We start from the raw sequence: 20354 nt of genomic DNA on the forward strand, positions 1-20354 counted from the left end.
TACTTAGTATGCGAATTCAGGAGGTGTTTTTTTCATGTGCCACTATTCGGGTTCACTTCACATTTGATGGGCTTTTTTTAGTAATATTTTTTAAACCATCCTTATCAAAGGAGTTATAATTTACAACAGCATAAACAGTTACACATTATGAACTACTACTAGCAGAGGAGGTTGCTACAGATGAAGCGGCAATCGTTGCCATCATAGCTGCTTGTTGTGCTTGGATAAGGACTTCTATCATAGTTTGTAAACCTGTGTTGGTAGCTTTACTTTCCTCACCTTTCTGACTTACGAACAGTTGAATAGCAATAAGAATATTCGTATCTGTATGCCAACGGGATAATTTCTCTCCCTGCAATTTTTCAATCAACGCTTTAATAGAATGAATCTCTTTTTCTCCATCCTCAAGTAACGCTAATAGCCCGATTGCTGGGTAATGCATTTGTTTCACTTTTACCTTTTCTTGCTTTAACAAATTCCATATGTTTGTGCATGTTGCAACTAATATTTCTTCCCTGACATCCTTCTTTAGTGAAAGAATATGGCTTAGAAATTGGAGGTCATTCCCTTTGCGCAAGCCAGCTTTTGCTAGTTTCTGATAAAGACGCTCCACTCGGTCCATAAGTGTTTCTACATGCTCTGATTGTCCTGCTAATAAAACGGAGAGCGGATAATCATTTGTACCTGTTAGGAAAAGATGATCCTCTTTCATACGTTTATATACTTGCATCGAACGCTGAATGTGCGTGCCATGATGCTCATTATCTTCTGTTAAAAGCACAGCTGCTGCAAGATAAGTAAATATACTGCGGCTAAAGCCACCAGCGACCAATTGTTCATATAAGTCTAAAAACTCTCGAAAAGCTTTCTTATAATCTGTAAAGTGAATATCTAATGTTGCGGCCACTACAAAGCGATGATAAGACTTTAAATATGAAAACATCCCTACCTCATTCTTAATATAACTACTAATTTCTAAAAAACGTCCGAGATCAAGCAATTTATCACTACTTGCATACATAGCAGCAATCATCATTCCTATTCGAGAATCACTCGTTTTCCATTTTAGTTCTCCCTTTAACTGTGAATATGTATGTATATATTGCTCTAGCTTTTGTTCTAATGTAATCATAGTATTCACCCCTATTTCTAGTTCCTCTCTATTATTATACGCATATTCCATATTTAGGAATACTATAATTAATAATCCATCATAAAAATAATATTTTTTTATCCTTATATATTGTTTTTCCGCCCTTATTCATCAGCATCACGATGATAATCCCTAATCCTTCAAGAAGTTATACAAAAAAGGTAGATAATAATTTATCTACCTTTTTTGTATATATTATTTAACATTACACCTGTATTGCTCGTTATATGCAATTAAGACTAAAGAGCTTTAATAATACGTTCCATCGCCTTCATTTGCCCAATATGATCAGCTTCATGATAAAGCATCATACCGTAAAGTTCCCCTACTGTTTCCAATCCTAGGAATGGCTCTGGCAGTTTATTTTCAAATGCTTCTGCTGGAATTTCTTTAATACGTTTTGCTTGTTCTTTTAATTGAACCGTTAACACTTCTAACGATGGTCCTGCTGTTGTCCATTTAGATGGTCTTGATCCATATCCAAACATACCTGGATATTCCGTTGGTAATTGTTTGAATTCTTTTCCAAACATGAAAACTTCTGCTGCCGTTAACACATGACCGATATGCCAGCGAATTGTATTGTTAAAACCCTTTGGCTGCGTATCTGCAGTTTTATCATCTAGCGTCTCCATAAATGTAAGTAACGCACCGCGCGTTATTTCAAATTGTTTTAAGCCAACTAGTCTATTCATTTTATCGTTCCCCTTCTTCATGTACCATTTATTATGAACTAAGAATGTTCAACTTATTAAAGTTTTACCTTGTTTAATCTATCAGAAACAAATAAGAAATACATCTAATATGCTTATTAAAAATAATAAAAAGGTTCACTCCTCGTAAATATAGAATTACTTACTATGTAAATAAAGGAGGAGTGTACTTGCATGTTACACATTTTAAAACAACAATATAACCTTATTAGCTCTACAAGAGAAACTCTATTTTCGTTTTTGGAAGAAATTCCACTAGAAAAATTACATAGCACAATTCCGAATTTCGGGAGCGGTAGCATTATAAAGACACATATTCATGTAGCCGATTGCTACCGATACTGGCTTGGATCATTCGCATTTAAACAAAAGCGAGCAGACTTTTCATTTGCTAGCGATTACGAAATTGAGCATGCAGATGTGGAAAAAGTTCGTACTAGATTTAAGTTAGTAGATGCGACCGTACAACGCTTTTTAGATGAATACAATGACCGCTGGCTCGACAATATAGCAAATGAAGTAAAATGGCAAAAAGAACCTTGGAGTACAACGCCGCTATGGCTTTTAACTCATACGGAGACGCATGAGTTTCACCATAAAGGACAAATTGTATCTATGGCTAGACACCTTGGATATGTTCCTCCTGATACAGACCTGATTAGTTGATATCAAAAAGCTTAGGATGAATACAAATCGAGCATGTTTTGAAAACCAATCAAAACATGCTCTTAAAATATTCTACCTTACAATCTCCATATCCTCATCAATACCAAATAGTCTCGGCATAATTATAAGCATCACTATTTGGTATAGCATGTTTCCCTTGTGCTTGTGCCTTTTTTGGATCTAAATCATATACCATTGGTGTATAGCATGATGTTTGCCCTTTATTTACAACACCATTTCCTCCAGCACTTCCGCAAGTATATGCCTTTCCATCTGTTTTTCTAACAATTCTTGCATCAGCTTCGTTATTATAAACTGCCAGGCGAGTTACAGTAACTTTTGCCCATGCTGTTTTACACGTCGTGCTAAATTTTAATTCCACATAAGAATTTGAATCAATCCACTTCTTCTCTTTCGTTACTGCTGATTGATCACAGCTATTATAATAAGGACTTTTCCCATCATATGAGTGGTCTTCTGCGTATGCTTTATCGCTATTAGTCGTACTAAACATACTAGTTACAACGAGTAAAGATAACAATAAACATGCACTCACCTTTTTTAATAGCTTCATATAATTTCACTCCTTTATTAATAACGTGCTGTTTTCCCGTAACCGTTATTAAACGTAACTGCTTCAGCATCTGCTGTGTATCCGAAATCAGCAGTTAAATCAAATACCATTCCTGTATAAGTACTCGTTTGACCAGTTTTAATTGTGCCATTTCCTTGATTGGAAGTGACTGATTTTTGAAACACACCATTTTTGTATTTATTCACAACAGCGTACGCATACACTCCTCCTGAAACAGCTGGTGCTGGTTGATCTAAAACAAACTTAGCCCAAGCTGCATGACATTTATTACTGTAACGTAAATACACTGTCCCTACTTTTTTACTACCTTCGTATACCGCTGTAGACTTTGCATTAAATCCATCTGCATCACACGTTGTACTTCCCCCGTATACTTTCGTTGTTGCTGGATTTTTCCGTCATAATAACTACTCAGATCGGTAGCTGCAAATGTACTTCCTTGAAAACTAAATAATACCCCTACACTCGCTACACTTAACACACATATTTTCATTAACTTTTTAAACATTGTAAATCTCCTCCCTCAAAATAAGTACGTATATCTATCCCCTATGTACGCCCCTCCTTTCATGCTGCCTAGAGGCATCTTACAGAAACGAATAAAAGTTGTAAATTCCCTTACGATTATTGGAATATACGAAGAAATTTACTTACCCTTGTAAGAAAAAAAGTTGAGAAATACACATTTGAAAACATCCTTTATTTAAAACATAAAGAACCGATACTCGTTTCATGCAAGCATCGATTCTCAATACAAAATTACCATTTCTTCTTTTATAGAAAATAAATATTTCTCCACTTAATCCGTTGTAAAAAACTCCCTCGTCACATCAATAAATTGCTGCAGTGACACTGTCATCCATTTATCTTTATGCCAAGCAATTTGTGTGAAAATTGGATTGATAGTATTTTCTAGATGTAACTCTTTTATCGTCCCCTCTCGTATATCTTTTTCTACTACTATCGCCGGTAAAACGGCTATACCTAAATCTGCAATAACACATTGTTTTATTGCCTCTACACTAACAAACTCAATCTTATTTGCTGGATACACATCTTGGATGCGAAATAACTCTTCAAATAAAGTCCGATATGAGCACCCTAGTTCTGTTAATAAAAGTGTTTCCGTCTCTAAATCTTTTATCGAAACAGAAGTTTGCTGGAGTAAATGATGCCCTGGAGCAGCTACTACTTTTAATTCTTCTTTCATAAGCGGCTCAACATGTAAAGCATCTTCTGTTTTACATTCATCCAAAATAAATGCAAGATCGACTTTTCCTTCCATCAATTGTTCCTTCGCATCTTTATTGGAATGTGCGGGTTTAAATATAAGTTTTATTTGAGGAAATTGTGCTTTAAATCTCTTTAATATAGAAGGAAGTCTATATGTACATTGGCTTTCTTGCGCACCAATCGTTAACGTACCAGCTATTTCTTCATCATCTTTCACAGCCGTCTTCGCTTCGTTACTAAGTGCGATTATCTTGTCCGCGTATAGTTGAAACTTTCTTCCTGCTTCGGTTAAGAAAAGACGTTTCCCTAATCTTTCAAATAACGGCGTACCTAGCTCAGTTTCTAACGTTTTAATTTGCGCCGTTACGCTTGATTGAGCAAAGTTTAATTTCTTCGCAGTTTGGGTAAAGTTCAAAGTGTCCGCGGCGATTTTAAAGGTAATTAATTGTTTTATCTCCATTTATCATCCCTCTTTTCAATCGGAATTCCCGATTGATTTCATCGAAATAATCCTCTTTGTCTATTGATATTTGTATTGTATGATAAAGAGCATCGACAAACAATATAATGGAGGTATTCCATATGAAAGCACTTTGTTTCGAACAGTTTGGAAGTCCAGATGTACTACAATATAAAGAAATACATGATCCAATCATAAATCCAAATGAAATTCTTCTCCGTACAAAAGCAATTGGATTAAACTTCGCTGATATTTACAGACGCCGCGGTGATTATCATCTTGCTGGCAATCCACCTTATATATTAGGTTATGAAGGGGCTGGTATTGTTGAAGAGGTAGGAGCTAACGTTACAAATATCAATCCTGGAGACCGTATTGCATTTGCTGATGTTCCATTTGCAAATGCAGAATTAGTTGCCGTTCCATCAGAAAAAGCAATCCCGCTTCCAGATTCAATTTCTTTTGAAACAGCCGCTTCTGTCTTATTACAAGGCTTAACAGCACATTATTTAACGAAAGATAGCTATGAAATAAAACAAGGTGATATAGCTTTAGTGCACGCTGCAGCTGGCGGTGTTGGGCAACTTCTTATTCAAATGATTAAACTGCTAGGCGGAAAAGTAATCGGCCTAACTTCATCAAACGAAAAAGGAAAAGTAGCCACATTAGCTGGTGCCGATCACGTATTTTTATATACGGAATCATGGGCTACGAAAGTACTTGAAATAACAAATGGTACCGGGGTAAATGTTGTATATGAATCAGTAGGATCTACACTTGAGGAAAGTTTTAACGCTACTAAAGTTGGTGGTACTGTTGTATTTTACGGAATGGCCGGCGGCAATCCTGCTCCCGTTGATCCGCGCATGCTTATGGATACTTCAAAAACTTTAACTGGCGGGGACCTTTGGAACGTGCTTACTACCTTTGAAGAACGAAAAAAACGCTCTACTCAATTATTTGATTGGATCGCTAGTGGAAAATTAAACATTGCGAGTGCTACTACATTCTCTTTACAAGACGGCGCCCATGCCCATGAATTATTAGAGAGCAGAAAAAGTACAGGGAAGATTTTATTGATTCCATAATTCACAAAATGAAAAGGAATCTAGGTTAAGTTTTATGAAAACCTATAGTGAAAAAAGTTGATAAATGGAAGGACATAACTAATGTGTTATGTCCTTTCTTCTTCAAATCACTCGGATAATTTTCGATCTCTTTTCTCAATTAAAAGCATATGTTTTTTATTTGTATATCGCTAGGAAATTATCATTTTATTTATGAATAAGGCTATACATACCCATTTAAATTAAAAACTAGCTTTCGAACCTATAACAACAGTAGCATCTAATTCCTCATCTCGAGCCACTTTCGTGGTAAGCCCAGCACCAGCAAAGATTTCAAAGGTCTGATCTACCTGCATTTCGCTCGTCTCTATTAAAAGATGACCTCCAGGTGCTAGCCAGAGAAATGCTTCTTTCGCTACTCTTCGCTGAATGTCAAGTCCATCCTCTCCCCCATCAAGCGCCACCTTTGGTTCATATAGGCGAGCTTCCTGTGGGAGCAGTTTTATTGCATCAGTAGGAACATAAGGTGCGTTTGCAAGTATGGTATTCACGTTGCCTTTAAGTGAATGAGGCAACGATTTATACAAATCACCTTCAAAAACATGGCCACCGAAACTCGTTACATTGCGGCTTGCACATCGTACCGCAATAGGGTCAATATCAACACAATATAATTCAACTCTTCCTAAAGCTGCCGCTAGAGCTGCACCGACAGCACCTGAACCACAACAGAGATCAACGACAATATCACCAAAACATGACAGCGCTTCGGCTTGGTGAACAAGAAATTCGGTTCGTTGACGAGGCACAAAAACACCCCGCTCCACTTCTATCCGCATCCCACAAAATTTTGCGTATCCAACAACATATTCAAGTGGTAAACCATCGGCTCGCATTTCCACCATTCTCTTGAGGTCCTCTGGAGTTTGGGCTACTGAAATAAGTAACCTGGTCTCTTCTTCTGCGAAAACACACCCCGCGCTCTGAAGCCTGTTAATTATACATTTTTCTGTTTTATTGTCCAAAAAGGAATTACATTCTTTTCCTATTTACCTCACCACTTTTCTTATTTATAACCCTGTATTCGCTAAAAATTGGATGTATCCTTTTTAACAAAGTGGTCCTATTCAAAAAAATACGCCCTTATTCAATTAAATGACCCAATTGTTGAACAAAGAAACATTCTACACATTAAAAACAAAATCATAATATAAAGATACAATATTTCAAATGATGCACTAAAAAATAAAAAGGAAGCTAGATTTTACTAACTCCCTTTTCTTATATCTATTTGAGATAGGATTATATTTCCACACTTTCTTTCCCTTTTGCAACATAGCTCATATCTCCAACTGACTCGACTGTATATGTTCCATCTTGATATAAAATCTTCGTCACACTAGCATTTTCCACTCCAAGCTTCGTTTTACTACTGTCTAGCATTTCTATTAAGGTAGTAATCAACAGCCCATGAACAACAACTAAAACGTTACCGCCGCCATCTTTAGCTACTTCTTCACTAATATTATCTATCTCTGCTTTTATACGAGTAGAAAATAATTCCCAATCTTCCGCCTGTTTCGTAGGATCTGCTGCTCTAATAAGATCAATAACTTCTTGAATAGAAAACTTCATGAGTTCTTCTGGTGATGCAACGCCCGCAGCTTTTCCAACCACATCCCACATATTTTCAAGCTTTTCACCCTCAAAAATACCGAAATTTAATTCTCTTAAATTTTTCCTTTGCTCAAGTTTCAATTTTGATTGCTCACTATATTTTAATACTAAATTAGCAGTTTCAATCGCGCGGCCGCTATCACTACTATACGCACTTGTAAAATGAATATCTTTTAATCCCGTTCCTAAATTAGAGGCAACTTCCACACCTTTTTCTACTAACGGAGAGTCTGCCCAACCTTGCGCGCGATGGTTCGTATTTAATATTGTTTTACCATGTCTTGTAACATATAACGTAACTACGTTGCTATCTGTTTCTCGATTCTTCATTCTTTTTTCTCTCCCTTTACATTTCTATCTCAATTTTAACACCTCAATTATTCATTGAGCAAAATATATGTAAGTAGCTTCGCTTAATAAAAAACGCTACCTTTCTGTATATCCATACAAAAAGATAGCGTCTTTTATGATTATATTTCTTAACCGATATTCCTACTCAGCAAATGCACTCGAATATTGTACAACTCCTTCTACACTTTCAAGAGCATTCTCTGTTAATTCCATTACCATAAACACTTCTTCAGGCACTTCAAACGGTGCTTTTATATTCCACTCACTGGCTTTCTTAAAACCAAATTTCGGATAGTACTCTGGATGTCCTAATACTACAACTGATCCGTATCCAAGTTCTTTCGCTTTTTCTAACGCAGCTACTATAAGCTTTCCACCAATTCCTTTTTTCTGATATCCCGTAGCAACTGATACTGGTGCAAGCGCTAATGAATCTACAGAAGCTCCATCTTGTTCTATCGTAATTTTAGATAACATAATATGACCGACTATTTCTTCATCTACTGCAACGATTGATAACTCTGGAATAAATGCGTCACACTCTCTAATACGTTTTACAAGTTCATGTTCCTTTTTATCACTAAATTCTTCATTTAAAAATGCTTGTTGTACAACTTCTTCCGTTTTTCTATAATCGGTTTGTCGTTCTTGTCTAATCGTTACCACTCTGGATTACCCTCTATTCTTTCTCATTTCTTTTTGAATTTTACGAAGTGCTTTTTTCGATCCCCGCTCAATATCATGTTGCATTTTTCTTTCTTTATAATCGACAAATAGCGTATTTAAATCGTATCCCTCTGGATATAACTCTTTTGCTGATACCTCTAAAGTAATACGTTTTACATTCACTTCAATGAATTCACCGTTATAATATACAACGACATTATAGAAGTTATCTTTTTCCTTATAGATGATACCAAAATCATCATGATCCAATAAATTTACACGGTCGCCAATTTTATACTCGTAATGATTTTCTCTTTTTTCTTGCAGGAATTTCGGCTTTCTAATTTTACTTTCATTCACTTTTTCTAAAGTATATTCTTTATTTTCCATGTACTCTTTCGCTCTTTTCAGTACACGTTCTCTTACGTTCATTTTATTTGCAATCCAAAGTGCATTACTTTCACCTGATTTACCGATCACTAATTTATAAAGCGGTTCTAGCGTCTCACTATTAAATTGCATGGCTGCATTCATGAAATCATCGTGCATTTCTGAGAAGCGTTTAATTTCACCGTAATGCGTACTCGCAACTGTAATACATCCTGCAAGATAAAACTCCTCTAAAATAGAAATTGCAAGTGCTGCTCCTTCATTCGGTTCAGTCCCGCTTCCTATTTCATCAAATAATAGCAACGTATTATTATTTGACATCCTCATAATCTCAGATAAATTTTTCATATGTGATGAAAATGTACTTAGTGCATTTTCGATACTTTGATTATCACCAATATCTACAAATACATTTTCGAAAATAGCAATTTCTGTTTCTTTATCTCCGGCAATATGCAAACCTGACATTGTCGCTAATGTTAACAATCCAATCGTCTTTAACACAATTGTCTTCCCGCCCGCATTCGGCCCTGTAATAATTAAACTACGATAGTTTTGACCGATTTCAAAGTTTAATGGTACTACTTTTCCACTTAAAAGCGGATGCTTACAATTTACTAAATGAACGTAGCCATGATCATTTAACTTCGGCTCTATTCCATCAATCGATTTACTAAACTTCGCTTTCGCAAACACCATATCATACTGACTAATTAATTCCATATTAATTTTTATATGATATATATTTTCTACTACCATTCCTGATAAAGTCGCTAAAATTTGATATTCTTCCATCGCTTCTTCTGCTTTCAAACTTGCCAGTTCCGCATTTAACTTTGTAACCGTATGCGGTTCTATAAATACAGTAGAACCTTTAGCCGACGCTTCAACAATACTTCCGGCAACTTGATTTTTATAAGAAGATTTAATCGGAATCGTATAACGATCATCTTTTTTACTAATAAAGAACTCCTGAATATACTTCTTATTTGCACTGCTATTTAAAAACTTCGTTAAACGTTCTTTTATTTTCCCATCTACCGAATCCATGTTATTTCGAATTCGTTTTAACTCTTTACTAGCGGCAGAATCAATACTATTTCCTTTAATTGAAAAGTTAATTTCTTCTTCAATACTTTTATATTCAGTCATTGAATTTGCATAAGAAGCTAATACTGGTGCAAAAAATTCTTTATCTAACATAAATTTTTTAATCTTTCTACATCCGCGTAAAAAGTCTGAAACACTGACTAATTCTTCTGGATCTAAAATCATCCCTTTTTCTAATTTTTGAATTGTACTTGCGATATTTGAAATACCGAAGAAAGGAACATGCCCTTCTGCATCTAATATAGCTCGTGCTTCGGTTGTTTCATTCAATCGATTCCTTACTACTTTTATACTTGCACTCGGCTCTAATTTATTTATTAATTCTTTTCCTAATCCACTTACACAATAAGATTTCACTATATCCTTTAATTCGTTATATTGTAACTTTTCAAAAGTCATTGTATTCATTTTGTTTCTCCTCACTATGATTGATTTCTATCATAAATGAAGATACCTACTCATTAGATTCCAATGAGTTCTACATTATTCAATTACCCTTTTTAAACATTAAAAATATACACAAAAAAGCTGCGGGGATACCGCAGCTTTTACATTTACAAGGCATGAGTAATAACATATGAGGAAATAAACCATAAAAAACGGATGGCAATCCCCTTATTACACGCTTTATAAAGTATTGTAGGTATCTTCATAGGTATCGAAATAAATCCATGACAAAATTAGGGGTATGGTATACATAAAAATCCCCTGTTCTTATCCGATTTATTTCATTCAATTTTTCCTATTTAGTACCTACCGCACTCACAAAAAGCACCTCTCATTATTTTATATTATGGTCATTGAAATCTAATTTACTGAAATCATCATACTATATGTATAGCAAGAAGTAAAGGTGTCATACTTTAGTCGTACGCACATATGCAGATGTTTCCTCTTGCGATATTAGATACAATATATATAAATCGTTTAACGGAGGGGTTTCTATGACAGACTTTCAAAAACAATTTTTCGCACGATTACATATAGAAGAAAAAGACAAAGTTTCATTTGAAGATTTACCTAACATTATGTACGCGATGGCACAAACTGTCCCATTTGAAAACTTAAATGTTCTCGAAAAGAATTTTAAGGAAATATCAAAAGAAAATCTAAAAGAAAAAATTTTAGTAAACAATCGTGGTGGTCTTTGTTATGAACTCAATCCTACTATGTATCACTTCCTTAAAGACGCTGGATTCGATGTTCATCTCGTTTCAGGAACAGTGTATAACGCTGCAAATTCTATATGGGCTGTTGATTCTGGCCATATCGCAACCGTTTTAACACATCATAATGAGCTTTATTTAATTGAAGTTGGATTCGGATCATACTTACCACTTGCACCTGTTCCTTTCTCAGGTGAAGTCATTCACTCCGTTACAGGAGATTATCGTATTCGTAAAGAAATGACCGAAAAAGGAAACTACATGTTAGAGATGCGTAAAAACAATGAGTTTTTGGATCAATCTTCTACTGATGATTGGACGTTAGGCTATGCATTTTATATAGAAGAAGTGGATGAAGAAAAAGCAAATGCAGCACAAAAAATTATCGTTGAACATGAGTGCTCACCATTTAACAAAGTACCTCTTATTGTAAAACTAACTGAAGATGGGCATGCCTCTTTAACGAAGGATAGTCTCACAATAGCGAAAAACGGTAAAAAAACGAAAGAAAAAGTTACAGATGGGCAATATAAAAACCTTTTACATTCAAAATTCGGAATTACATTATAATTTTTCAAGCCTTGCCTTTTAGCAAGGCTTTTTAATTTTCAGCAGGGATTTTTTGCAATTTGTTGTATTTCATAGTTATATAGAAATATAACTACATATTTAGAAAGGAAATGATTATGACAGAACTTAAAGATCGACTACAAGTAGATGAGAAAGAAAAATGGGATTTAACGGATATTTATGATACCATTGAAGATTGGGAAAGTGATTTTCATAAAATTGAAGTATTAACGAAAGAACTACACGAGTTTAATGGAAATATTCACGATGGCAATAGTTTATTAGCCTATTTAACAAAGAGTGAAGAAATTTCTAGCATCATATCTTTACTATTCGCTTATGCACGATTACAATCTGATCTTGATACACGCGATACTGACGCTCAATCTCTTGTCGATAAAGTATCACAATTACAAGTGAAAGTAAGTGCAGCTAAATCTTTCTTTTCTCCATTCTTACTTAGCGTAGATGAAAACACATTACACACTTACATAGAAGAAGCTGAAGGCTTACAATATTATAAAGAAGATTTATTTGAATTATACCGTTATAAAAAACACGTATTGAATAAGGACCAAGAAGAGATTTTATCACAAATGGGCGAAGCACTCTCCTCTCCGCAACATACATATGGCATGCTAAATAATGCAGATATACTATTTGGTGAAGTGACTACTAATGATGGAGAAAAAGTTACTTTAACACGAGGAATGTATGCAAAGTTAATAGAAGATGAGAACCGCGAAAAACGTAAAGAAGCCTATAAAGCTTATTACAAACCATACGTTCAATTAAAGAATTCTATCGCTTCTACTTTATCTGCAGCTATTAAAAATAATGTTACTGTTTCTAAGCTAAGAAAATATCCATCAGCGTTAGAGAAATCATTATTTGGCGACATGGTTCCGAAAGAAGTATATGAAAATTTAATTGAAACGACGAAAAAAAACATTCAATCTTTACATACATATAATGAACTTCGAAAAGAGAAATTAAATGTCGATGAACTAAGACAATATGACTTAAGTGTCGACTTAGTAAAAGGTGTAAAACAAGATATTCCATACGATAACGCGTTTGACATCATGATTGAATCACTAGCTCCTTTAGGTGAAGAATATATTGAAACATTAAAAAGCTTTAAAGATAAACGTTATATTGACGTAAGAGAAACGCCAGGAAAACGTTCCGGTGCTTATAACTTTGGTGTATACGGCGTTCATCCATTCATTCTTTTAAATCATCACGATGATTTAAATAGCCTTTTCACCCTTACTCACGAATGTGGGCATGGCATGCATACGCACTACTCACACGGATATCAACCAAGAATTTCTGCACACTATACTATTTTCGTCGCAGAAGTCGCTTCTACAGTAAATGAAGTGCTATTAATTCATCATTTATTAAAAGAAGCAAAAGATGCTAATGTACGTAACCATTTAGTAAATCACTTCATCGAGAAATTTAAAGGCACTTTCTTTACACAAATCATGTTCGCTGAGTTTGAAAAAATCACACATGAAATGGCGCAGCAAGGTAAATCATTAAATGCCCAAACCTTTAGCGAGGTTTACGAAAACTTGTTTAGAGAATATAATGGCGACTCCCTCGTATTTGACGAAGAAGTAAAATACGGATGGGCTAGAATACCGCATTTCTATCGTCCATTTTACGTGTACAAATATGCAACTGGATTCGCTTCTGCAATCCAAATTGCTGATAAATTATTAAGCGGCGATCCAAATGCACAGAAAAACTATCTCGAATTCCTTAAAGGTGGAAGTTCAGATTATCCATTAAATCTACTGAAAAAGCTGGCGTTGATTTAACTACGCCAGAACCGATTGAAAGTGCATTAAATCGTTTTAGTGAACTTGTTGAAGAGTTTTCAACTTTATAAAAAAGAAGAGCCTCTCGCTAGAGGCTCTTTCTCTTTCATGCTCCGTTTCCTTCTATTAAATCATTCGCCATTTTCCTAAACTCTTGATTAAATGTATCATTCATACCATTTTGAACGTTAGAGAACAATATGACGAATGTTTTTTTATCCCAGTTAAAATTATTAAAAGTATTCCAGCCTGCTAATACCCCGTGGTTATGATAATAATCTGGATACGTATAGAAACTAAATCCATATTTTCTTGCAGGTGATGCAGTAAACATATCTAATACACTTTGTTTAGATAACAGCTTTCCATCCATTATTGCCTCATCTAATCTTTTCATATCTTCAACAGTTGTATACATTTCACCACACCCATACAACCAGTTCATTTTTAAGCGGGGGGCAGCTATTAATTCATTATCTTTTCTCGTATAACCTTCTGCTAAAAAAATATCTTCTGGGAGAGTCGCCCCCATTCCAGATTCATACATGCCAGCAGAAGTAAAAATATTTTCTTTCACGTATTCAGCGAGCGGTTTATTCGTAATTTTTTCTACAATATATGCAAGCACCATATAATTATAGTCTGTATATTTCCAGCCTGTCCCTGCAGGAAATTGCAATTTTTGCGCTCCAATCCACGTTACTAACTTTAAACGTGACCCTGCATCCACCCTACCTTGTCCTTGATCTGGCAAGCCAGATGTGTGTGTTAATAGATTTCGTAACGTAATGTTTTTATCTGCTGGAAACGATGGGATATACTTATTTACATTGTCTTCAATATTTAATTTCCCTTTTTCTTTTAGCTGCATAATAGATATTGCAACGACCGTTTTCGTAATAGAACCAATACGATATTTCGTTCTTGGCGTTGTTACTACTTTATCTTTCACATTCGCATATCCATAACCTTTTCGTAAAATCACATGATCTTTACTAGCTACAAGAACGCTCCCATTAAATCCTTTATCTTTTAAATATTGATCTAGTTTTCCAGCTACAGCTTCATAGCGTTTTTTCTCAGTTGCATCAACTTCTTGCATATCGTCCTTTTGCTTACTATTTAAATTAGAAAATGCCTTTATATCATATTTCTTACCTTTATTTGCATGTATTAGTGCAACGACACTCCCACAAAAAATAGCAAAAACAAAGAAAACGATTAACCATTTCTTTAGCATAATAGGAACCCTCTTTTATATAGTTTCACTTAACGCGCATCCATTCTATTCTATATCTATTAATTTTTAAATTTTTTATAATACTACCTATTATTCACCTAAATGAACTAGATTCCTTTTTCTCATATTCAGTTTTCGGCTACTCTCTATTGTATTTCTTTCTCGCAAAATTTCCACCATACAATCGGATGCACCCTACTATAATTTCAACATCTTATGTAACATTTGTTACACAAGATAAGAAACGGAGTTGTTAAGATGAAAAACACAGATAAAAACAATCGTTTAGATGATATGACGTTTCATTATCCTACAATAAAATATAGTTATAATTTAATATTAAGTAAAATAGATTACAACTTTAAAAGGAAATGATACTAAAAATTTTCAAACAAAATAAATCATGTAAATAACGATAAAGAAAAACAAATCATTATAGCTAAAATTACAGGCAATGAACTTCATTGAAAATGAATCTCATTTATACTTTGATTATACAACAAATAAAAAAAGAAATGTCGCTCACTCGGCATTTCTTTATATTTTCTTCATAAAAAATTTACATTGCTAACTTTCTTTTATTTTCTTGTTTTTTCTATATAAACTGACTGCCGAGATACTTAACAATACTACTATACATAACCACGCATACGCATACCCTTTCTCATCCACAATATAACCAAATAAAACAGGTGCAACAATAATAGCAATTTGATTTAATGTAAGTGCTACACTCACTGTTATTCCTACAGATTCTTCACTTGCCAATTCAGCAACTTCGGCTATAAAAAGACTAAACCATCCAATTGAAAAGAATCCTAACAATGCACTTACACTATACAAGACTCCACTCATTATTGTATGTATATTCATTACTAACAATAAAATCAAGCCGATAGAAGCGCAGACAGCTATAAATAAAGGTATACGCCGATTCCCCTTATACAACACATCACTAATAGCTGCTAATGCAATACGACCAATCATTCCAGAAAAGAACATAACTGAAAATACTGTTCCGGCTACAATAGATGTAATCGATTGTTCCCCTGCTAAAAATTTCATGAAGTGTCCAACTAACACCATTTGTAATGAAATCATGCAAATACCCGTTATATAAATTGGATACAACTCTTTTTTGCATATCACTACTTTTAGCTCCATCCAAAAGGAAATGTTATTATGTCCTGTCCTCGCTTCCTCCTGAACATATGGCTCTTTATAAAACACAAAAAATAATACTCCTCCCATTATACAAATGCATGCGATACTATTGATCGCGTAAGTCATATTATATTGTACTGTAAGAAACGGGATTAACACTCCCGCTAACGCGCCACCAATCGGTATACCCGCTTGCCTTATTCCCATCGCTAATCCGCGATTTTCTTTTCGGAACCATTTTAAAATCACTTTACTTCCTCCTGGCTGGGAAACACTATAAAACATTCCTATTAATAAAAGTACAAATAATAACCCATTAAATCCATTTACTATATTAGTCAGTAAAAGCGAACTCCCTAGCAAAAATGAACTGATAGAAATTAATATTTTTTCATTATATTGATCAAGTAGCCGACCGACAAAAAGCATACAAAATAACGGTCCAACATTTACAACGCTTACTAATAATCCACTCTCCGTATTCGTAAGTGCATATTCTTCTTTCCAAAATAAAGCGAAAACCCCGACACCATACGTTATAAGTGTCGCTGTGGTTTGAGCAATCGTCGCAACAATTAACATAACCCATTTATAAGTACTATTCACCCTTTCTTCAATCAACATAATAATCCCTCCCCCTTCCATTGTATGAAAGTTCTGATATCATATAAAATAAAGATTCGTCATATAATCCATCAAAAAAATTGATACCTTTTCGGAGGGATGATACGTGGACATAAAAGATTTAACTGTATTTTACGAAGTCGCGAAGGAAAATAATATTTCTCACGCAGCGAAAAATTTGAACTATGTGCAATCAGGCGTAACGATGCGTATGAAACAACTAGAAAATGAATTAGGTGTTCCTTTATTTTACAGAAACGGAAAAGGTGTAACTTTAACTTCTAACGGTGAGATTTTATTAACGTACGCCAAACAAATTATCCACTTAATGGATCAATCTATAAAAGCGGTTCAAAGTAATGGAACTGATCCTAAAGGTACTTTAAAAATTGGATGTACAGAATCTACAACTGCGGTAAGGCTTCCCTCTATATTAACGGCCTACTATGAGAGGTACCCAGAAGTCGAATTGATTTTGGAAACAAATACAACTGAACAACTAATTAAGCTTGTATTAGAGCGAAAACTAGACGGAGCGTTTATAGCTGGCTCTACTCAGCATAATAAACTCCATACAACTGTATTTCATGAAGAAGAATTGGTTCTCATTAGTAAAAAACCTTTATCCTCTCTTACAGACATAGAAGATATGAATTTACTCGCTTTTAGTCACGGGTGCTATTATAGAAGTTTATTAGAAGACTGGCTTCAAGAAGAAGACATCTCGCCTAAACGAGTATTAGAATTCGGAACAATCGAAGCGATACTTGCATGTGTAAAATCAAATATAGGCGTAGCGATTATGATGAAATCAATTTTAAAGGGACATGAACATGACGTATCATTCAACCCTTTACCAAATAGCTTCAAAAAGGTTCCTACTACTTTCATTACTAGAAACGATATATTTCGCTCAGCTGCATTACAAAAATTTATGGAGATGACTCACAATGCATGAAAAGAAAATACGTGGGATGAAACGAAAAACAAACACTATGATTAAACGCATTGAGGAACATACAAAAATATTCCCTTCTACTTTCTATAACGATGAATATTGGTATATGCCTTTACCAGTTTCTCAAGCTTTTATCGAGTCTCATAAAACACCTAGAAAAGTAAAACGATTATGTATACAAACCTTAATAGATCGAGTGAATCATTTAATAAAAATAAAACCGAATGATACACATACATATCGAGTTGTTACTATAATTTCTATAGAAAATTTATGGAGATCGCAAATTATCGTATTTAAAAACGATGACTACTTTCAAAATTTTTTCAATAGAAATAATGAATTTCAAACATGGATCCCTCTTTCAAATGAAATTAATTTTTGGGAAACATGGGGAATTTCAATTCGCCCTACTGCCCAACTGTTTCACTTTCAAGAAGTCATTTATGATGAAGATACAATCGATAAAAAAGAGATTTGGTTTATTGGAGAGTTATCTTAAAAGGGGTACTTTCAAATGAAAAGCTTCCCTTTTTCCACTTATTAAAATCGCTATATAATGAATTTGTCATTTTATTATATAGGAGGTTTTCAAATGGTAATACCTAAATATCCTGATGTCCCTACTCTTACGAAAAAACAAATCGATCAAATTACAGAAATCACTTTTCTAAAAGAAATAACACCACAAAAATGTGATGCAATATTCGTTTTCGGCGGTTCACACCCTGGCAATTGGCAAGCTCCTCTAGAAGCTTATCGACAAGGTTTAGGAAATAAAATTATCGTTACAGGTGGTACTAGTTTACATGGCATGAAACATCCGAGCTGGAATTACGGGGATTTGTCAGATGCAGAAGTAATTGTAAATAAATTACTTGAACATGGCGTACCAAAAGATGCTATCCTATTCGAGAAAAACTCCCTCCATTCTATCGCTAATGTAATGGAAGCGAAAAAGATTTTTGATTTTACAAAGATTAATCAGCTACTATTTGTTTGCAAAAGTTTAGGCGCTGGTCGGCAATATCGAGTATTAAAAAAACATTTACCTAAAACTATTACTTGTATCCCATATACATTTGATACAAGTTTCGATGGTGAGTTTATCATTAATAGATATAATTGGATGGAAAATGAAAAAAGTCGCTCTATGATTTTTGGAGAATACTTGAGAAATGTTTGCTACGGTAGAAAGGGCGGCATTGAGCCACCTGAAAATGAGGTTGAAGGTTTAGAAGAATATGTATCCTATTACTATAATCTAGCATAATAAAAAAAGGTATACCAAAATGTCGGTATACCTTTTCTCCTATTTATTTTTCTTTTAACACACTATGTAATCGATCAGGATAATTTGTAAACATTCCTGTAGCACCCCATTTTATTAACAATCTCATATCTGGTTTCTCATTAATTGTATAAGGATGAATTAGCAGTCCATTATTTCTAGCTATTTTCATATATGACTCATCAATAATTAATTCTCCGTTATCATTACGTAAGTTTGGTCCAATACCAACTGCATACTTTTTAATTTCTTGAAAATCTTCATTCGTTACATGTTTCGGTTCATGTGTAATAGCAGACCATTCAACAATCTCATTGTTTTCATTTGGATAATACCAAAGCAGTTGAACTAACGGAATATTTTCATTCATACTATGAATCTTTGTTAAACTATCTTTACTAAATGATTGAATCATCACACGGCTAGAAGACATGTTTTGACCTATTAAATTATATTTTTCTAATAAAGCTAATAATTTCTCTTCCATTCCTGGATACACATCTGGTGATTTTGTTTCAATGTAATACTTCATGCTTCTTCCGTACTTTTGGAAAATTTCTTCAAGAGTCGGAACTTTTTGACCAACGTACTCTTGCTTAGCCTTTTCTGGATACGCTTTATTGAACCACGATCCTGCATCTAAACTCTTTATTTCACTTAATGTTTTATCTCGTACTTCACCTGTACCATTTGTCGTGCGATCAACTGCCGTATCATGCATTGCAATCAACTGGCCGTCCTTAGTTAATTGAATATCTAACTCCAAATAATCCGCTTTCATTTTTTTCACTAAATCATAAGAAGCAAAAGTATGCTCAGGTGCATGTCCACTTGCTCCGCGATGTGCAATATTTAAAAACTTATTCTTATTCCACTCATGCTTTCCTTCTGCTTTCGCATGAACAGCTCCCCCAGCAAAGATACTTCCCGTCATAAAGAAGATAACTAAAACGCTAATAATTTTTCTCATCCTTCTAACCCTTCCTACGTTACAAATTTCAACAAGTTAATGAGATTTACACGAAATAGAAGATATACTTTCATCATTTTTATAAGTTTATATTAAAATTCCAATCTTACAAATATAATTCCCCTATGTTATTACTATACTATTTATTTTCCATATCCCCCTATTCACATGTAACTTCCTATTGATTACATTTCATCAATAAAAAAAGCCATAAATTATTTAGAGGACACTTCTGTATCCTTAAATAAATTTATGGCTTATCTCAAATATCTCCGGCCTCGATTAACTTGTCGAAATTAATCATACCAAACCTATTAATATTTGTGAATATTATTTTTTCAGTACGGTAAAGCTTTAATCAGTATAAGTTATATATCTATCTTATACTAATTAGTATTTGAACACATCGAATTTTTCCGAACAGCCCGATTCCTATCTAACTTCTTTAATTTCAATTC

Annotated in this window: 17 protein-coding genes and 3 pseudogenes; 8 read left to right on the forward strand and 12 right to left on the reverse strand. The window is 34.2% G+C overall.

Translation table 11 applies throughout. From position 1 onward, the window contains the following. Window positions 1-145: 145 nt before the first annotated feature. Entirely contained in the window at window positions 146-1183 is a 1038-nt protein-coding gene (locus ACTT1L_RS03980; protein WP_442821806.1) for a DUF4003 domain-containing protein, read from the reverse strand. Between the two features lie 209 nt (window positions 1184-1392). Then, window positions 1393-1869, reverse strand: coding sequence for a DinB family protein (locus ACTT1L_RS03985; protein ID WP_001997933.1), 477 nt, complete (start codon window positions 1867-1869; stop codon window positions 1393-1395). Window positions 1870-2040: 171 nt separating this feature from the next. Here ACTT1L_RS03985 and ACTT1L_RS03990 point away from each other — a divergent pair, with 171 nt between their 5' ends. Beyond that, window positions 2041-2532: a DinB family protein gene (locus ACTT1L_RS03990; protein WP_071741746.1), complete on the forward strand. Its 492-nt coding sequence runs from the start codon at window positions 2041-2043 to the stop codon at window positions 2530-2532. A 97-nt stretch (window positions 2533-2629) separates the two neighbouring features. Here the strand turns inward: ACTT1L_RS03990 and ACTT1L_RS03995 are convergent, their stop codons facing one another. The 3 genes and pseudogenes from ACTT1L_RS03995 to ACTT1L_RS04005 form a co-directional block, all read right to left on the reverse strand. After that, window positions 2630-3106, reverse strand: a complete 477-nt coding sequence (locus ACTT1L_RS03995) for a DUF2690 domain-containing protein (RefSeq protein ID WP_442821807.1) — start codon at window positions 3104-3106, stop codon at window positions 2630-2632. 17 nt (window positions 3107-3123) lie between these two features. Further along, a pseudogene (locus ACTT1L_RS04000) lies at window positions 3124-3635 on the reverse strand (DUF2690 domain-containing protein). Between the two features lie 291 nt (window positions 3636-3926). After that, window positions 3927-4820 carry a LysR family transcriptional regulator gene (locus tag ACTT1L_RS04005; protein ID WP_074540709.1) on the reverse strand — a complete coding sequence of 298 codons (894 nt, stop codon included), beginning with the start codon at window positions 4818-4820 and terminating at the stop codon, window positions 3927-3929. Window positions 4821-4942: 122 nt separating this feature from the next. On the opposite strand from ACTT1L_RS04005, the gene ACTT1L_RS04010 reads away from it, so the two are divergent. Further along, window positions 4943-5908: a quinone oxidoreductase family protein gene (locus tag ACTT1L_RS04010; RefSeq protein WP_076875324.1), complete on the forward strand. Its 966-nt coding sequence runs from the start codon at window positions 4943-4945 to the stop codon at window positions 5906-5908. Window positions 5909-6129: 221 nt separating this feature from the next. Here ACTT1L_RS04010 and ACTT1L_RS04015 read toward each other — a convergent pair whose 3' ends face one another. The 4 genes from ACTT1L_RS04015 to ACTT1L_RS04030 form a co-directional block, all read right to left on the reverse strand. After that, window positions 6130-6912 (reverse strand): putative protein N(5)-glutamine methyltransferase, encoded by a 783-nt coding sequence (locus tag ACTT1L_RS04015; RefSeq protein WP_000369198.1) that lies wholly within the window; start codon window positions 6910-6912, stop codon window positions 6130-6132. A gap of 277 nt (window positions 6913-7189) precedes the next feature. Further along, a complete protein-coding gene (locus ACTT1L_RS04020; protein WP_076875729.1) occupies window positions 7190-7894 on the reverse strand; it encodes a histidine phosphatase family protein in 705 nt (234 codons plus the stop codon). 162 nt (window positions 7895-8056) lie between these two features. Next, complete coding sequence (locus ACTT1L_RS04025; protein ID WP_000256495.1) at window positions 8057-8581, reverse strand: GNAT family N-acetyltransferase; 525 nt, start codon at window positions 8579-8581, stop codon at window positions 8057-8059. Window positions 8582-8587: 6 nt separating this feature from the next. Then, window positions 8588-10489 (reverse strand): endonuclease MutS2, encoded by a 1902-nt coding sequence (locus ACTT1L_RS04030; RefSeq protein ID WP_001095176.1) that lies wholly within the window; start codon window positions 10487-10489, stop codon window positions 8588-8590. A 536-nt stretch (window positions 10490-11025) separates the two neighbouring features. Between ACTT1L_RS04030 and ACTT1L_RS04035 the strand changes: the two genes are divergently transcribed. Continuing rightward, window positions 11026-11817 (forward strand): arylamine N-acetyltransferase family protein, encoded by a 792-nt coding sequence (locus ACTT1L_RS04035; protein ID WP_000129178.1) that lies wholly within the window; start codon window positions 11026-11028, stop codon window positions 11815-11817. A 116-nt stretch (window positions 11818-11933) separates the two neighbouring features. Next, window positions 11934-13720, forward strand: a pseudogene (gene pepF, locus ACTT1L_RS04040) (oligoendopeptidase F). A gap of 35 nt (window positions 13721-13755) precedes the next feature. Here pepF and ACTT1L_RS04045 read toward each other — a convergent pair. Continuing rightward, complete coding sequence (locus tag ACTT1L_RS04045; protein WP_000915219.1) at window positions 13756-14889, reverse strand: serine hydrolase domain-containing protein; 1134 nt, start codon at window positions 14887-14889, stop codon at window positions 13756-13758. Window positions 14890-15147: 258 nt separating this feature from the next. Here ACTT1L_RS04045 and ACTT1L_RS04050 point away from each other — a divergent pair. Continuing rightward, a pseudogene (locus tag ACTT1L_RS04050) lies at window positions 15148-15357 on the forward strand (hypothetical protein). Window positions 15358-15456: 99 nt separating this feature from the next. On the opposite strand, the gene ACTT1L_RS04055 reads toward ACTT1L_RS04050, so the two are convergent. Beyond that, a complete protein-coding gene (locus ACTT1L_RS04055) occupies window positions 15457-16677 on the reverse strand; it encodes an MFS transporter (protein ID WP_139339226.1) in 1221 nt (406 codons plus the stop codon). 106 nt (window positions 16678-16783) lie between these two features. Here ACTT1L_RS04055 and ACTT1L_RS04060 point away from each other — a divergent pair, with 106 nt between their 5' ends. The 3 genes from ACTT1L_RS04060 (at window position 16784) to ACTT1L_RS04070 (ending at window position 18908) form a co-directional block, all read left to right on the forward strand. Further along, window positions 16784-17635, forward strand: coding sequence for a LysR family transcriptional regulator (locus ACTT1L_RS04060; protein ID WP_061131713.1), 852 nt, complete (start codon window positions 16784-16786; stop codon window positions 17633-17635). Then, entirely contained in the window at window positions 17628-18137 is a 510-nt protein-coding gene (locus tag ACTT1L_RS04065) for a DUF3916 domain-containing protein (RefSeq protein ID WP_061131712.1), read from the forward strand. Before ACTT1L_RS04060 ends, ACTT1L_RS04065 begins: the two co-directional genes overlap by 8 nt. A gap of 93 nt (window positions 18138-18230) precedes the next feature. Next, complete coding sequence (locus ACTT1L_RS04070; protein ID WP_061131711.1) at window positions 18231-18908, forward strand: YdcF family protein; 678 nt, start codon at window positions 18231-18233, stop codon at window positions 18906-18908. A 43-nt stretch (window positions 18909-18951) separates the two neighbouring features. Here the strand turns inward: ACTT1L_RS04070 and ACTT1L_RS04075 are convergent, their stop codons facing one another. After that, complete coding sequence (locus ACTT1L_RS04075; RefSeq protein ID WP_074543562.1) at window positions 18952-19896, reverse strand: glycerophosphodiester phosphodiesterase; 945 nt, start codon at window positions 19894-19896, stop codon at window positions 18952-18954. Between the last annotated feature and the right edge of the window lie 458 nt (window positions 19897-20354).

Origin of the sequence: Bacillus sp. FH (genome assembly GCF_052216825.1) — a bacterium.
Lineage (GTDB): Bacteria > Bacillota > Bacilli > Bacillales > Bacillaceae_G > Bacillus_A > Bacillus_A paranthracis.